Genomic DNA, 14,556 nt, shown 5'->3' with positions numbered 1-14,556 from the left:
AGTATCACAGATTTTATTTATGCAAATCAAGAATAGATAGGATTCACAATGATTTTCCTAAAATCGGGAATAAAAATTGAAAGTGTCTATGATGGGATTGGTGCCAGTGGTCGGACTCGAACCGACACGCTTTTAAGGGCGGCGGATTTTGAATCCGCTACGTCTACCAATTTCGTCACACTGGCAAAATATTCTATTTAACAAATTGCTTTGTCTTTAGAACGCCCCGAATTATACGAGTTTCATTTTTACTTGCAAGTAAAATTTATTTTTTTTGGTACAAGTGCATTAAAATTACTCAATCCCTCCGCATTAATTGTCGTTTAAATTTAAAAAATAGCGATTTATAAATAAAAAAGAATAGCTATGGCTGTGAAGCTATTGTGCCATATTTTCAACGGTTTTCAAAAAACCGCGAGCGGTGGCATAGGCATCGCTTGTGCCTTGGGCTTGCATAATCATATCCGACATTTCTCGAAACGCCCCTTTGCCGCCGTGATGTTGTAACACATAATCCGCACAGTTTTGTACATAATCCATCGCATCGCCCACCGCAAAGGAAAGCCCGCACACGGCGAAAGCGGGGAGATCGACGCTGTCATCGCCAATATAAGCGGTTTGCTCGGGGGTAACGCCCGCTTGCTGCATTAATTCAAAGCAGGCACTTTCTTTTTCTAATTTGCCGAGCAGAAAAAGGCTGATCCCTAAATCGGCAAGGCGTTTGCGTAAAATCGGCGAATCCCGTCCCGATAACACGGCCACTTGCACGCCATTTTCCATTAACATTCTAATGCCTAATCCATCGCGAACGTGGAAACTTTTGATCGCTTCGCCATTGGCATCGTAATGGAGAAGCCCGTCGGTGAGAACGCCATCAACATCGGTAATCACCAGTTTTATTGCTTGGAGTTTTTCATTTAAAATCATAGTATTAGCTCGAAAATTCAATTAAGCCGACCACTTTATTATTCTCATCTAAGGCAATTAAGGAATGGATTTTATTTTCTTTCATAAAGTTTTCCGCTTCTGCCAAATAACAATGAGAAGAAATGGTTTTCGGATTGGTGGTCATTATTTCTTGTGCGGTTGTGTTGAGGGCAGCAGCCCCCTGTTTGCTCAACGTGCGGCGAATATCACCATCAGTAATAATGCCTTTTAATTCATCATCTTGCATTACAATAGCAACGCCCATACGCCCCTCGTTCATAATGGTGAGACAATCGACAAAAGACGTATCCAGTTGAGCGATAGGGAGCTTCGTTTGCATTTGATCTTTCACGCGAGAAAGCAAACGTTTGCCAAGGCTACCACCGGGGTGATATTTGGCAAAATCTTCAGGTTGGAAATTTCTAGCGGTAATTAATGCCACCGCAAGGGCATCGCTGAGTGCCAGCGTTACCAGTGCCGAAGTGGTGGGGGCAAGATTATTCGGGCAAACTTCTCGCTCAACGGTAATATCCAGCACATAGTCCGCGTGTTTGGCGAGGGTAGATTGCTTATTGCTAGTTAAAGCAATGATTTTATTACCAAAATTCTTGAGGCTTGGAATGAGTTTGTTTACGTCATCGGTTTCGCCACTGTATGAAATCAACATCACAATATCAATGGGCTTGAGCATTCCCAAATCACCGTGAAAGGCTTCCGTTGGGTGCAAAAAAAAGCTAGGCGTGCCAGTGGAAGCAAAGGTGGCAACCATTTTCTTACCAATCAGACCTGATTTACCAATTCCGCCCACCACTAAACGCCCTTCACAATGTAGAATTAATTCCACTACTTGGTTGAATTGTTCATCTAAACGTTGGCTTAGTTGTAGCAAGGCTTTCTGTTCCACCGCAAGGGTGTCTTGTGCGATTTTGAGATAATCCATTGTTGCCCCTTTTATATTCAGCAAAAGTGCGGTTATTTTAGCGTAAGTTTTTTGCGAACTCTAGCAGTCATTTTTCTGAGTTTTCTTGCATTTGTTTGATATTCCGTTATACTCTCGCCCTGAGTTAGCCAAACAATCGCTGGTTTATTGAAGCCCTAAACCGTTTGTATAAACGACCTAGTGGGACAAATAGACGAGAGGAAAGTCCGGGCTACATAGGGCAGAGTGCCAGATAACGTCTGGGAGGCGAGAGCCTACGACAAGTGCAGCAGAGAGCAGACCGCCGATGGCTCGTTTGAGATCAGGTAAGGGTGAAAGGGTGCGGTAAGAGCGCACCGTGTGGGTGGTAACATTTCACAGCAGGGTAAACTCCACTCGTAGCAAGACCAAATAGGAACTCAATGGGTGGCCCGCTCAGAGTTCGGGTAGGTTGCTTGAGCGTTTGTGTGAACAAACGCCTAGATGAATGATTGTTCAACGACAGAACCCGGCTTATCGACTAACTCAAGGAATAAAATAGCCTCCATTTTGGAGGCTTTAAACTTAAGAAATATTTTTTTAAAGCAAGATATTTTAGTTTAGAGGGATTCTTTAAAATAAATAAGATCTTTTTTACCTAATGAGAATACTCCAACGCCACCATTTTTTAATTCTAGCCAATTAAAAGGAACATTGGGGAATTGCTCAATCAAGTGAATCATACTGTTTCCAACTTCACAGATAAGTATACCGTCGTCAGTTAAATAATCCGCAGCAGATTTTAAAATCCTTTTTGTAATATCTAGACCATCGATTCCAGAACCTAGTGCCATTTCAGGTTCGTAATGGTATTCCTCTGGCATTTCATCAAGATCTTCTTGATCGACATAGGGAGGATTGGCTACGATTAAATCATATTTATCTAAAGGGATATTAAAGAATAAATCTGATTGTATAGGAAATACGCGATCGTTCAAATTATGGTGGGTAATGTTGATTTCAGCAACATCTAATGCATCTGTAGAAAGATCAATTGCATCGACTTCAGCATTAGGAAACTGCATTGCACAAGCGATAGCGATACAACCGCTCCCTGTACACATATCCATAATTCTTTTTGGGGGATGTTTTAGAATACCAGCAAATTTTTCTTCGATTAACGCACTAATAGGGGAACGAGGAATAATAACACGTTCATCCACATAAAATTCTAAACCACAAAACCAAGCACTATGGGTTAAATAGGCAATAGGTATTCGCTGTTCAATACGAGCAACAATAAGGGTGATGAGTTTTGATTTTTCACTCTGGGTTAGATTAGTATCATATAACTCATTTGGAATATCAAAAGGCAATTTAAGACCACTTAGAACGAGTTGTTGGGCTTCATCCCAAGCATTGTCATAGCCGTGTCCATAGTATAAATTTGAGCAATTAAATGTGCTATATGTCCAGCGAATGAAGTCTTTAATTGTTTTTAACGAAGCGATAACGTCGTCAGTGTTAATTTGGGACGTTAATTCTTGATTGTAGTTATTCATCAACTATTTCCTAGTTAAAAGGATTAAATTGAAGCTATTTATAACATAATCCTATGCTATGATTAAGTTTATTTTTTCGTAGTTAGATAGAGAATATGTTAAAAGATGAAGATTTAGTCCTATTCCGTGATGAGGTTCAAGGAATAAAACCTTTGAAGCAAAATGAGATTATACCTGTTTATAAAAAGCCTAACCCAAATCAGAGGTTGAGAGAACAGCGAGAAAAAGAGGATACACTATTCTTTTTTTCTGATGATTATGAACCCTTATTGAATGAAGAGGGGGGATTCAAATATCTACGAAGTGGGGAAGATAGCTATTTACTTAAACAGTTGCGACGAGGTGATTTTTCTCCTGAAATCTTTTTAGATTTACATGGATTAACGAGGGAGCAGGCTAAATTAGAATTAGTGGCATTGCTTCAAGCTTGCGAAAGAGAACATATTTATTGTGCGAGCATTATGACTGGATATGGCACTTATACGTTAAAACGTCAAATACCCCGATGGTTGGTACAATATCCAAGAGTAAGGGCATTACATCAAGCACCGAAAGAGTGGGGAGGAGAAGCTGCCATTTTAGTTTTACTTGATGTATAAGATGACATCTGCAGAGGCTTTATTTGATAATCTAAAGTGCGGGTCAAAATAGCAATAATTTTTTCATAGCCTAACTGTTGGCTAAATTTTAGTGGGATCCTATCTGAAATTTCACCATCTAGTAGGGACTTCTGTTAAGAGTTCATCAAGATCTAAATTTACTTTATAATGCTTCTCTCTTTGATTAGTAAGGATCGTAAAATGAAAATCGCCCTCGGCATTGAATATAACGGAAAAAATTATTTTGGCTGGCAGAAACAAGAAAAGGTGGCTAGCGTGCAGGAATGTTTAGAAAAAGCCATTTCTTTTGTGGCGAATGAGGAATGCCAAATTTTCTGTGCGGGGCGGACGGATTCAGGGGTACACGCTACGGGGCAGGTGGTACATTTTGAAACCAATGCGGTGCGTGCAGAAACGGCGTGGAGCTTTGGGGTGAATGCGAATTTGCCTGATGATATTGCCGTGTCTTGGGCAAAGCAGGTGAGCGATGATTTTCACGCTCGTTTTAGTGCCACTGCCCGCCGTTATCGCTATGTGATTTACAATAATAAATTGCGATCGGCGATTTTACCTGAGGGCGTAACCCATTATCATCAGCCTTTAGATCACCAATTAATGCACCAAGCGGGGCAAGCGTTGCTTGGAGAGAATGATTTTTCCTCGTTTCGAGCGGCACAGTGCCAATCTAATACGCCGTGGCGGAATATTCATCATCTGAATGTGGTCAGACAAGGGAAATACATCATCGTGGATATTCAAGCCAATGCCTTTGTACATCATATGGTGAGAAACATTGTAGGCAGCCTAATGGAAGTAGGTGCAGGGCGGCAGCCTGTGGAATGGATTAGCTGGCTGTTGGCACAACGAAACCGTAAACTCGCCGCACCCACTGCGAAACCTGAAGGGCTTTATTTGGTGCAAGTGCATTACCCTTCGTCCTTTGAAATCCCGCAAAATGCACTTGGGCCGTTGTATTTGTCGGATCAGTTGTCAGATTTTAACGCTAGAATATTGCCTTAAATTATGGTGTAATAAGCGGAATTTTTTGTTAATAAGAAAGGTTTAGAATGAGCTGGATTGATCGAATTTTTAGTAAGAATACCTCTTCCAATTCGCGTAAAGCAAATGTGCCAGAAGGCGTGTGGACGAAATGTACTTCTTGCGAACAAGTGTTATATCGCGATGAATTAACACGCAATTTAGAAGTTTGTCCAAAATGTGGACACCATATGCGTATTGACGCTCGCACCCGTTTATTGGCATTGTTAGATAAAGAAAGTGCGGTAGAAATTGCAGCCGATTTAGAGCCAAAAGATGTGCTGAAATTTAAAGATTTGAAGAAATATAAAGATCGTATCTCAGCCGCACAAAAAGAAACGGGCGAAAAAGACGCGTTAATCGCAATGGCTGGAACATTATATGGAATGCCTGTGGTTACCGCCGCTTCAAACTTTAGCTTTATGGGCGGTTCAATGGGGGCAGTGGTGGGGGCGAAATTTGTCAAAGCTGCCGAAAAAGCCATTGAAGAAAATTGTCCTTTTGTCTGTTTTTCTGCCAGCGGTGGGGCGAGAATGCAAGAAGCCTTGATTTCTCTAATGCAAATGGCAAAAACCAGTGCAGTGTTAGCAAGAATGCGTGAAAAAGGCGTGCCGTTTATTTCCGTTCTCACTGATCCAACGTTGGGCGGTGTTTCAGCCAGTTTTGCGATGCTTGGGGATATTAACATTGCCGAGCCGAAAGCCTTAATTGGCTTCGCTGGCCCTCGCGTTATTGAACAAACTGTGCGTGAAAAACTGCCCGAAGGCTTCCAACGCAGTGAGTTTTTACTAGAGAAAGGGGCGATTGATATGATCGTGAAACGCGGTGAAATGCGTGATACTTTGGCTAGTTTATTAAGCAAACTGTCCAATAAACCTTCGCCTTTTGTTGAGCCTGAACTCGTCGAAAATCTGCCAGAGAATGAATAACCATCGTCATCAATTAACAGCCACTTCGCCATTGTCGCAGTGGCTTTCTTATTTAGAGCAAAGCCATTTCAAAGCCATTGATCTGGGCTTAGAGCGTATTAAATCCGTAGCGGAGCAACTTGATTTATTAAATCCCGCCCCTTTTGTAATTACCGTAGGGGGAACAAATGGCAAAGGCACAACCTGCCGTTTGTTGGAGGGCATTTTGCTCAATGCAGGGTATCGCGTTGGCGTGTATTCTTCGCCCCATTTACTGCGTTATAACGAACGGGTACGCATTCAAAATCAAGAATTGCCTGATGAACAACACAGTGCGTCTTTTGCCTTTATTGAGCAAAATAAAACGCAATCTTTGACTTATTTTGAATATAGCACCTTATCCGCATTGCATTTGTTCAAACAGGCACAGCTTGATGTGGTGATTTTAGAAGTGGGGCTAGGCGGGCGTTTAGATGCCACTAATATTGTGGATAGCGATCTGGCGGTGATTACCAGTATCGATATTGATCACACCGACTTTCTCGGGGATACACGAGAGCAAATTGCCTTTGAAAAAGCGGGGATTTTTCGGGCGAATAAACCCGTTATCATCGGCGAGCCAAATGTACCTCATTCAATGTTAGCACAGGCTGAAAAATTGCATTGCCAAGTTAGCCGCCGCGATGTGGATTGGCATTTCACCGCCTCAACCTCTGATTGGCAATGGCAAAATGAAAAAGTGCAGTTAGAAAATTTACCCTTTCCGCATATACCACTTGCCAATGCCGCAACGGCTTTAGCGGTGTTGCCTTATTTACCGTTTAATATTACTGAAGTTCAGATTCGCGAAGCCTTGCAACAGGTTCAGCTTGCGGGACGTTTTCAGGCATTGAATGATGAGCAACGACACCGCTTGGCAGAAAAACTCGCTTGTAGTGAAAAGACATTGCCACAAACAATTTTAGACGTAGGGCATAATCCACACGCCGCGAAATATTTAGCCGAGAAACTGACCGCACTTAAAAATCCGACACAACGTATTCTGGCGGTTTGTGGCATTTTGAAAGACAAAGACACGCAAGGCGTGCTTTCTCCATTGCTTGATGTGATTGATGAATGGCACTGTATTAGCTTGTCAGGTTATCGCGGACAACGTGGCGAAGAATTGTTAGCCGAACTGCAAGCGGTGGCGTTATCGCAAAACAAAACGCTGAAAGCAAGTTCATCTTCTTCAATGGAGCAAGCACTACAAAGTGCGGTGCAAAATTCGCAAGAAAATGATGTCCTACTCGTTTTTGGTTCGTTTTATACCGTAGGGCAGTTGTTGGAATTATTAGCATAAAAAATGCCCGATTAAGGGCATTTTTTGTGGCAGTTATAATATCAATGAAATCATTATGCTAAAGACGCCACCATTACCGCTTTAATGGTATGCATACGGTTTTCTGCTTGGTCAAAGGCAATGTTCATTGGTGATTCAAACACATCTTCCGTGACTTCAATGCCATTTGCTAAGTGCGGGTATTTTTCGGCGATTTTTTTGCCGACTTCGGTTTCGCAATTATGGAAAGCGGGCAGGCAGTGCATAAACTTCACTTTAGGATTGCCGCTGCGTTGCATTAGAGCAGGGGTTACTTGATAAGGTAACAGCAAATTAATGCGTTCGCCCCAGCTTTCAAGTGGTTCGCCCATTGATACCCAAACGTCCGTATGCACGAAATCAACGCCTTTCACGGCAAGCTCTACATCTTCTGTAATGGTGATTCTTGCTCCTGTTTGCTGTGCGAACTCCTGACATATTGCCACTAATTCCGCTTCTGGTTGCAAGGCTTTTGGTGCACAAATGCGTACGTCCATTCCTAATTTTGCCCCGATTAATAACAATGAATTTCCCATATTATTGCGTGCATCACCAATATACACATAGCTAATGTCTGACAACGGTTTGTCGCAATGTTCCATCATTGTAAGCACATCTGCTAGCATTTGAGTTGGGTGAAATTCATCAGTAAGTCCATTGAAAACCGGAACGCCAGCATATTGGGCTAATTCATTAACAATAGACTGCTTAAAACCGCGATATTCAATGGCGTCATACATTCTTCCAAGCACGCGTGCGGTATCTTTCATACTTTCTTTATGACCAATTTGGGAGGAGTTTGGATCAATATAGGTTACATTCGCCCCTTGATCGTAAGCAGCCACCTCAAAAGAGCAACGTGTTCGGGTAGAGGTTTTTTCAAAAATGAGAGCAATATTTTTTCCTTTTAATCTAGGTTGTTCCGTTCCTGTGTATTTAGCCTGTTTTAATTCTTTGGCTAGTTGAAGTAAAAATTGGATTTCCTGTGGGGTGTGATGAACAAGGCTGAGTAAATGACGGTTTTTTAAGTTAAAAGGCATAATTGTTTCCTCTCGAGTTGTGTTTGTAAATTTTATTGGTATATTACTGATTTCTTTTTGTTTAATAAAGGTAAAAATATGTTAGATCAGGCATTATTAAGTTTAACTCACGAACAACAGCAACAAGCCGTAGAAAAAATTCAGGTATTAATGGCTCAGGGAGTGAATAGTGGGGAAGCAATTTCGATAGTCGCTAAAGAACTGAGAGAGCAGCATCAAAAAAACAAGGAAAAAAATAATGTTAAATAACGATTTCTTAGAGAAATAAAACGTATGGGGAATAATTATTTAGTTGCTGAATTGTGTAAGCTATACATATATAAATAAATTTTGTGATCTCTGTTTGATTTTAGACTATTTTTTATTGATAAAAGAATAAATTTATTTAATGATTATGTACCACTTAGGGAGTAAGGCAAGATGCTTTATGAAGTTAAAAATTCTATCTTAGATAGAAAATCCATTTAGAGGTTAAATGTTTATTATGGAAATTGGTGTTGTTAAATGGTTCAATAACGCAAAAGGATTTGGATTTATTTCTGCAGAAGGGTGTGAATCAGATATTTTTGCTCATTATTCAGTGATTGAAATGGAAGGCTATCGTTCTTTGAAAGCAGGACAGAAAGTCAATTTTGAGGTGGTGCATGGAGAAAAAGGGTCGCATGCAACCAAGATAGTACCTATTTTTGAAACGAAAAATAGCTAATTACTTTTTTATTTATTTTCGAACAAATTTTATCTAATAATAAAAACGCCCTTAGTTAATAAGGGCGTTTATTTTTATCAAGATTTAGAATAAATAACTAAATTTGACACCCCAGTTTACGCCGTGCAATTTCGTTTTCGTATAATGTGTATAGCCAATCATTGTTTCTACGTTCACTTTATCATTGAGTTTTTTACTAAAATCCAAGTTGGCATATAACTTATATTCAGATAGATTTTTTCTATAAGTGCGGTCTTTAGATTGTACATAGTAAACTTTTCTATCTGCTTGCACTGTGTTAGAAGTATCGGATAAATCAATGGATTGATAATAACCTAATTTACCAAATTCATTGGTTTCACCGGAACGGAGTTTAAAATAAGCAGCACCTAAATCAAGCCCAATAGTCCAGCCATTTTGTTGATATTGAGTGAGTAAGTTTAATCCTACACTCTGAGTTTTTAATGATGGTGAAGTAAAATCTGCACCGGGGGAGTTAGTTTCAACCTCTTTACCTTGGGTATAGTTATATTGGTAAGTTAAACCTGGGGTGAGAGATAAAGCCGCTGTTGTTTGATAGGCATAGTCAGCCTTGAAAGTAACATTTCCACTATAAAGATGGTAACGAGCCGTTGGTGGGTAAACGGTGAAAATTTCAGATTGGTTTGCCGTGAAACTTTGGTTGTGGCGAATAATGTTGGTAAGTAATGCAATAGTACTTGCTCCCCATTTGTAGCTTGCATTAAAGCCAATTCCTATAGCCTCATCGTCTTTTGAATATTTGCTATTGCGTGAAATGCTATCTACAGCAAAGTTTGCAAATGTACCTAATTTCATATTGTTACCAATTTGATACTGGTATCCCACCACCAAATAAGGCATTTTTACATTAACTTCTTTCTCATAAAGCGAAGTATTTACTAAGTCAGCATAGGCTCCAGATTGGAACTTATTCATTTTATTCAACATATGTAAATTAAATTGCAACTCTGCATATTGACTGGCGATAAGATTTGGACCATGTTGAATATCTGAAAGATATGACATATTATCATCTTCAAATTTTCTTAGTGCCTCAAAGTATTTGTAAGAAACATATGCGGTAATTCCTTCTTTTCCTAGTTCAGATAAATTTACACCTGATGGTTGTAATAGTGCATCTAGCCCTCTTCGACTTAAGACAGTGGATTTGTTACCAATCTCGCCAAGTACGTCATATTGTTTTTCAGTTGGTAGCGAATTAAAGTCTTTAACAAAATCATTGTAGGTATAGTTGTTACCCTTGCCTAACATTAAGCCTAGAATAACACCAGAAAAAGGACTTGCTCCCATTTTTTGTAGTGTTGCTTTTGTTTTATTAGTAGCGTCAATAGCCTTATTTAACTCAATTTGAGCATCACGGCGAATCTCATCTAGTGAGGATTTTGCTAAATTATAGTTTGCTTGGGCATTTGATGAAATAAGGAGACCCATACTAAATAGGGCGGAAGTAAAAATGTTGAGAGGTAATGTTTTCACATTTTTCATATAGATACCTGCTTTGTAATAAAGTTTAAGTGAAACTATAGGAAGTGAAAGAGCATTCTACCCCCCCCCTACAGGACGAAGCAGGAAAGAATTATACACAAAAATAAGTATATTTAAAGTTATTTTAAGATGTGGATAAGAATATTGTGGAATAATTCAAGTGGTTTTTATAACCACTTGAATAAGTATTTATATTATTTTGTTATAGATTCAATTTTTTCAATTGTCGCATCTTTCACATCAGCAGCTTTTTCTACTACAGCATCTTTAACATCAGCAGCTTTTTCTACTACAGCGTCTTTAACATCAGCGGCTTTTTCTACTACAGCGTCTTTAACATCAGTCGATTTTTCTACTACAGCACCTGTAACATCAGCGGCTTTTTCTACTGCTGCATCTTTAACATCGGCGGCTTTTTCTACTACAGCACCTGTAACATCGGCGGCTTTTTCTACTGCTGCGTCTTTAACATCAGCGGCTTTTTCTACCACAGCGTCTTTAACATCAGCGGCTTTTTCTACTACAGCGTCTTTAACATCGGCGGCTTTTTCTACTACAGCGTTTTTAACATCAGTAGCTTGCTCTGCTACAGCCTCTTTAGTTTCAGCGGCTTTTTCAACTACAACATTTTTAACATCCGTTGCTTTTTCTACAACAGTATCCTTTAATTCAGCGGTTTTTTGAGTAATAGTTTGCTTAGTTTCTTTATCAAAGCAGCCTGTTGTTCCCAAAGTAACGCCTAGAATTAATGTTGCTAATAATGATTTTTTCATTTTTACTCCTAATTTTTAATATGAAGATAAGTACTAGAATTGGGGTGCATAGTCTGTAACAAAAATAAAAAAAAATAAACAATTAATTATTTGTTTTGTGTATAAAATAAGCATTTTAAAATTAAATTATTCTTTTTTTCTAGTGTAATACCTCTATTTGATTAATTTGATGTGTTGAAAAATTAATAAAAAATCAATGGATAAAGCGATCTATTTTCAGCTGTTACATTACAGCTTAGTTTGGTAATTGAAATATACAGGTTAGTTTTAGTTATTTTCTATTGCTAAATACTTTCCCCCAAATGAATTTCATAGCCCAAATTGATAATATGACTTTGCATCGGAATACCTTTTAAGCGATTTAATAGCTCTTGAGCGGCAATTTTGCCAATTTCCAACCTTGGTGTAATAACAGTAGCGAGTTGAGGTGTCATTGATTGACCTACATCGTGGCCGTGAAAGCCAGCAATGGCGATGTCTTGTGGAATTTTTATTCCTAAACGTTGGCATTCAAATAATGCACCGATTGCTAAGTCATCGTTCGTACAGAAAATACCGTTGGTATCAGGATATTGTTCTAGGGCTTGACGTAATAAATTTGCCCCTAAAGTGAAAGATGATGGCTCGGAGGTAATTAAACTATGTGGCGTTAAACCGTGTTTTTTCATTGCATTTTCATAGCCTTGCATTTTTAGCTTCGTGCGTTTATCCATTCTTGCAGTAAAATAAACGACGTTTTTATGACCATAATGAATGAGCGTTTCTACCATTGATTGTGCAGCAGCCACATTATCAAATCCCACGACTTGTTGAATCCCCATTTCACTGCTATCCATAATTTCAATGATAGGAATATTTGCCACTTCCAGCATTTTCAAGGTGCGAGGGCTGTGGTGATTTTCTGATAAAATCAGCCCATCAACATTGTAAGACAGCAGACTTTCTATGCGTTGTTCCTCTTTTTCTACACTATATCCATAGTGTGCCACCATAGTTTGATAGCCTGCTTGATCTGTGATTAGCTCAATGCCTTTGAGTACTTCAGCAAACACTTGATTGGTAAGTGACGGAAGCAGCACACCAATAGCGAGGCTTTTTGCGTTGGATAAAATATCTGGTGCCCGATTTGGAATATAACCAAACTGCTCAATCGCCGCGGCGATTTTTTGTTGCGTTTCAAGTGCAACAGAATTTGGATTGCGTAAATAACGACTGATTGTCATTTTGGTTAAGCCAAGATGGTCGGCAATCATTTGTAACGTAGGGCGTTTTCGTCTATTCATTGGCATATTATTGAAAAATAAGGATAAGCCATTTTAACTGATTTAAGCCAAAAATCTCACAAAAAATCACCGCACTTAATAAATCGGCGTATAATGCCAATATTCACTCATCAGTTGATGGTAAAGCGAGGAAAAAATAATGCAAGAAAACGCAAATTTTAATGATGTACAAAATGCCTTAAATCAAACCGTGGCAGAAACCGTTCGTTTAACTCAATACAGCCACGGGGCGGGCTGTGGTTGTAAAATTTCACCCAAAGTGTTGGAAAGCATTTTGCATTCAGAAATGGAAAAATTTGTTGATCCTAATTTGCTAGTTGGCAATGAAACCAAAGATGACGCGGCGGTTTATGACATCGGCAACGGGCTAGGCATTATTAGCACAACAGATTTCTTTATGCCGATTGTGGATGATCCTTTCGATTTTGGACGCATTGCTGCCACCAACGCCATCAGTGATATTTATGCAATGGGGGGCAAACCGATTATGGCGATTGCCATCTTAGGCTTCCCGATTAAATTATTACCGCCAAGTGTCGCACAGCGTATTGTTGATGGCGGACGTTTCGCCTGCCAACAAGCGGGGATTGCCCTCGCGGGCGGACATTCCATTGATGCTCCCGAGCCAATTTTTGGTTTGGCGGTAACAGGCGTGATCGCAACGGATAAAGTGAAAAAGAATGCGTCTGCACAGGCAGGTTGCAAGCTCTATTTAACCAAACCGTTAGGCATTGGCGTTTTAACGACCGCCGAGAAAAAAGGCAAACTCAAAGCGGAGCATAAAGGCTTAGCCACCGCCACGATGTGCCAAATGAATAAAATTGGTGCGAAATTTGCCGAACTTGATGGCATTACCGCGATGACCGATGTAACAGGCTTTGGCTTGTTGGGGCATTTAAGCGAGATTTGCGAAGGCTCACACCTTAATGCGAAAGTGGATTTTGACAAAATCAAAACCTTAGAGGGCGTGCTTCGTTATATCGAAAAAGGTTGCGTACCGGGCGGCACAGGGCGAAATTTTGACAGCTACGGGCATAAAATTTCACCGATGACCGATCTACAAAAAGCCGTATTATGCGATCCGCAAACCTCAGGTGGCTTGCTCATCGCCGTGAAACCTGAAACCATTGATGAGGTTATCGCACTAGCTCAGCAAGAGGGCATTGCGTTGATCGAAGTGGGAGAACTAACCGATCAAGCCCAAGATTTTCTTATTGAAGTGCGGTAAGATTAGATCCTATTTTATGAAGGTAAAAATTTTTTACTCGATTTGGAAAAGAAACTACGTTGAAAATAATATGGGGAAAACTTATAACTAGATAGATTTCGCATTCATACAAGCGTTGAGTAGAAAGCACTTAAAGTAACCTGATATGAATGCGAAAAACATTTTTCTATAATGATACGTTAGGTTTTATCAAGTCAAGATCGGTTAATTGGTAATGTAGAAAGTGCGGTCTATTTTTTCAACAAATCTTTCAACCCCTCTTTCATTGCCGACATTTGATGTTCATAGGCGACTTTGCTTTCTCGCTCATCAATCATATAAGTGATGGTTTCAGAGAGGGTCATTTTCATTTTTTTCGCATATTTTGAGAGGCGTAACCACACGGCATATTCAAGATCGATAGATTTTTTCTTGGTGGTTTGTTTTTCGCCATTAAAAAAACGTTTACGCCGCGCACGAATGGCTTGATCCAATTTCACCACTAACTTTGGTGAAAGGTGTGTTTTCACCCATTCTTCAATTTCCGAAGAATGGTTTTGTGCTGCAATAAGCTGGCGAACCATTTCTTGTTGCAAGCTACGTTCTTCATAACGGGTAATTTGCTCCCCTTCACGGGCTTTTTTGGTTAAATAGAGCCATTTCCAATGGGCTTCTTGGTTTTCTAGCTTTTGATATTTCATCGTCAATTTCCCCTCTCGTTACGCGGT

General features: G+C 39.8%; 15 protein-coding genes, 1 tRNA gene and 1 other RNA gene. 8 read left to right on the top strand and 9 right to left on the bottom strand.

Annotation, left to right across the window (positions count from 1 at the left end; translation table 11 throughout):
• Nucleotides 1-98: 98 nt before the first annotated feature.
• The 3 genes from HBL79_RS05605 to HBL79_RS05595 form a co-directional block, all read right to left on the bottom strand.
• Nucleotides 99-185, bottom strand: a tRNA-Leu gene (locus HBL79_RS05605).
• A gap of 193 nt (nucleotides 186-378) precedes the next feature.
• Entirely contained in the window at nucleotides 379-927 is a 549-nt protein-coding gene (locus HBL79_RS05600; protein ID WP_035684541.1) for a KdsC family phosphatase, read from the bottom strand.
• A gap of 4 nt (nucleotides 928-931) precedes the next feature.
• The gene (locus HBL79_RS05595) at nucleotides 932-1,867 is read right to left on the bottom strand and encodes a KpsF/GutQ family sugar isomerase (protein ID WP_035684542.1); all 936 of its coding nucleotides are present in this window, start codon (nucleotides 1,865-1,867) and stop codon (nucleotides 932-934) included.
• Nucleotides 1,868-1,987: 120 nt separating this feature from the next.
• On the opposite strand from HBL79_RS05595, the gene rnpB reads away from it, so the two are divergent.
• Nucleotides 1,988-2,378: RNase P RNA component class A (rnpB, locus tag HBL79_RS05590), an RNA gene on the top strand.
• A 67-nt stretch (nucleotides 2,379-2,445) separates the two neighbouring features.
• On the opposite strand, the gene prmB is transcribed toward rnpB, so the two are convergent.
• Nucleotides 2,446-3,387 carry a 50S ribosomal protein L3 N(5)-glutamine methyltransferase gene (prmB, locus tag HBL79_RS05585; RefSeq protein ID WP_035684544.1) on the bottom strand — a complete coding sequence of 314 codons (942 nt, stop codon included), beginning with the start codon at nucleotides 3,385-3,387 and terminating at the stop codon, nucleotides 2,446-2,448.
• 95 nt (nucleotides 3,388-3,482) lie between these two features.
• On the opposite strand from prmB, the gene smrB reads away from it, so the two are divergent.
• The 4 genes from smrB (at nucleotide 3,483) to folC (ending at nucleotide 7,274) form a co-directional block, all read left to right on the top strand.
• The gene (smrB, locus tag HBL79_RS05580) at nucleotides 3,483-3,986 is read left to right on the top strand and encodes an endonuclease SmrB (protein ID WP_035684547.1); all 504 of its coding nucleotides are present in this window, start codon (nucleotides 3,483-3,485) and stop codon (nucleotides 3,984-3,986) included.
• A gap of 201 nt (nucleotides 3,987-4,187) precedes the next feature.
• Nucleotides 4,188-5,006, top strand: coding sequence for a tRNA pseudouridine(38-40) synthase TruA (gene truA / locus HBL79_RS05575; protein WP_035684549.1), 819 nt, complete (start codon nucleotides 4,188-4,190; stop codon nucleotides 5,004-5,006).
• Nucleotides 5,007-5,053: 47 nt separating this feature from the next.
• The gene (gene accD, locus HBL79_RS05570) at nucleotides 5,054-5,953 is read left to right on the top strand and encodes an acetyl-CoA carboxylase, carboxyltransferase subunit beta (RefSeq protein ID WP_035684552.1); all 900 of its coding nucleotides are present in this window, start codon (nucleotides 5,054-5,056) and stop codon (nucleotides 5,951-5,953) included.
• On the top strand, nucleotides 5,946-7,274 hold the full coding sequence (gene folC, locus HBL79_RS05565) for a bifunctional tetrahydrofolate synthase/dihydrofolate synthase (RefSeq protein ID WP_035684554.1): 1,329 nt from the start codon (nucleotides 5,946-5,948) through the stop codon (nucleotides 7,272-7,274). The genes accD and folC overlap by 8 nt, the downstream gene beginning before the upstream one ends.
• Before the next feature lie 53 nt (nucleotides 7,275-7,327).
• On the opposite strand, the gene HBL79_RS05560 is transcribed toward folC, so the two are convergent.
• On the bottom strand, nucleotides 7,328-8,332 hold the full coding sequence (locus tag HBL79_RS05560) for an ornithine carbamoyltransferase (RefSeq protein WP_035684556.1): 1,005 nt from the start codon (nucleotides 8,330-8,332) through the stop codon (nucleotides 7,328-7,330).
• 78 nt (nucleotides 8,333-8,410) lie between these two features.
• Between HBL79_RS05560 and HBL79_RS05555 the strand changes: the two genes are divergently transcribed.
• A complete protein-coding gene (locus tag HBL79_RS05555; protein WP_017807439.1) occupies nucleotides 8,411-8,581 on the top strand; it encodes a YoaH family protein in 171 nt (56 codons plus the stop codon).
• Between the two features lie 235 nt (nucleotides 8,582-8,816).
• Nucleotides 8,817-9,038: a cold shock domain-containing protein CspD gene (gene cspD / locus HBL79_RS05550; protein WP_026138643.1), complete on the top strand. Its 222-nt coding sequence runs from the start codon at nucleotides 8,817-8,819 to the stop codon at nucleotides 9,036-9,038.
• A gap of 84 nt (nucleotides 9,039-9,122) precedes the next feature.
• Here the strand turns inward: cspD and HBL79_RS05545 are convergent, their stop codons facing one another.
• The 3 genes from HBL79_RS05545 to gntR form a co-directional block, all read right to left on the bottom strand.
• Entirely contained in the window at nucleotides 9,123-10,565 is a 1,443-nt protein-coding gene (locus tag HBL79_RS05545; protein WP_046097402.1) for an autotransporter domain-containing protein, read from the bottom strand.
• A 194-nt stretch (nucleotides 10,566-10,759) separates the two neighbouring features.
• Complete coding sequence (locus tag HBL79_RS05540) at nucleotides 10,760-11,338, bottom strand: hypothetical protein (RefSeq protein ID WP_035684562.1); 579 nt, start codon at nucleotides 11,336-11,338, stop codon at nucleotides 10,760-10,762.
• A 284-nt stretch (nucleotides 11,339-11,622) separates the two neighbouring features.
• Nucleotides 11,623-12,621 (bottom strand): gluconate operon transcriptional repressor GntR, encoded by a 999-nt coding sequence (gene gntR / locus HBL79_RS05535; protein ID WP_035685218.1) that lies wholly within the window; start codon nucleotides 12,619-12,621, stop codon nucleotides 11,623-11,625.
• A gap of 190 nt (nucleotides 12,622-12,811) precedes the next feature.
• Here gntR and selD point away from each other — a divergent pair, with 190 nt between their 5' ends.
• Nucleotides 12,812-13,849: a selenide, water dikinase SelD gene (selD, locus tag HBL79_RS05530; protein WP_035685221.1), complete on the top strand. Its 1,038-nt coding sequence runs from the start codon at nucleotides 12,812-12,814 to the stop codon at nucleotides 13,847-13,849.
• A gap of 230 nt (nucleotides 13,850-14,079) precedes the next feature.
• Here selD and matP read toward each other — a convergent pair whose 3' ends face one another.
• A complete protein-coding gene (matP, locus tag HBL79_RS05525) occupies nucleotides 14,080-14,529 on the bottom strand; it encodes a macrodomain Ter protein MatP (protein WP_035684565.1) in 450 nt (149 codons plus the stop codon).
• Nucleotides 14,530-14,556: the final 27 nt, after the last annotated feature.

The sequence above is a fragment of the Avibacterium paragallinarum genome (assembly GCF_011765605.1).
GTDB classification, from domain to species: domain Bacteria; phylum Pseudomonadota; class Gammaproteobacteria; order Enterobacterales; family Pasteurellaceae; genus Avibacterium; species Avibacterium paragallinarum.
Note: the sequence above shows the minus strand (reverse complement) of the source record. Positions and strands in the feature narration are given on the sequence as shown.